This is a genomic window from Caballeronia novacaledonica, from assembly GCF_900258035.1.
In the GTDB taxonomy this organism is placed as follows: domain Bacteria; phylum Pseudomonadota; class Gammaproteobacteria; order Burkholderiales; family Burkholderiaceae; genus Caballeronia; species Caballeronia novacaledonica.
The window spans coordinates 1-649 of sequence record NZ_OGTP01000070.1; the positions used below are offsets into that span (position 1 = coordinate 1).

Below are 649 nucleotides of genomic sequence, written 5' to 3' on the forward strand. Positions count from 1 at the left end.
AGCGTGGTCTTGCCGTGGTCAACGTGACCGATCGTGCCCACGTTCACGTGCGGCTTGGTCCGCTCGAATTTACCTTTGGCCATCTTCGACTCCTAACAGGATTTTCGCACCTTGCGCCGCGCGCAACTTACTAGACTGATACAGCTGGTGCCCATGGGCAGGATCGAACTGCCGACCTCTCCCTTACCAAGGGAGTGCTCTACCACTGAGCCACATGGGCACTACAAAACCGACACTGGAGCGGGTGAAGGGAATCGAACCCTCGTCATAAGCTTGGAAGGCTTCTGCTCTACCATTGAGCTACACCCGCGAGGATTGAATTCCCTTACCGCTTGAATTCTGGTGGAGGAGGTTGGATTCGAACCAACGTAGGCGTAAGCCAACAGATTTACAGTCTGCCCCCTTTAGCCACTCGGGCACCCCTCCGCAGAGAACTATCGATTATGGGGTAACAACACGCCGTTGTCAAGCGTTTCTTACAACCCAACCGATCCAGGCTCTCACTTATAGGTGAGACAAAACGCAAAAAGCCCCAACTCGACGAGTTGGGGCTTAGATTGCGTTCTAGCATAAGGAGCCTGACGATTACCTACTTTCACACGGGAATCCGCACTATCATCGGCGTGGAGTCGTTTCACGGTCCTGTTCG

At 53.9% G+C, this 649-nt stretch carries 1 protein-coding gene and 3 tRNA genes; all 4 read right to left on the reverse strand.

Annotated elements, in window-relative coordinates; genetic code table 11:
* Positions 1–83, reverse strand: an 83-nt coding sequence (locus NOV72_RS31765) for a GTP-binding protein (RefSeq protein WP_042615313.1), incomplete at its 3' end; no start/stop codon positions are given.
* Between the two features lie 62 nt (positions 84–145).
* Positions 146–220, reverse strand: a tRNA-Thr gene (locus tag NOV72_RS31770).
* A 16-nt stretch (positions 221–236) separates the two neighbouring features.
* Positions 237–310, reverse strand: a tRNA-Gly gene (locus NOV72_RS31775).
* A 30-nt stretch (positions 311–340) separates the two neighbouring features.
* Positions 341–426, reverse strand: a tRNA-Tyr gene (locus tag NOV72_RS31780).
* Positions 427–649: the final 223 nt, after the last annotated feature.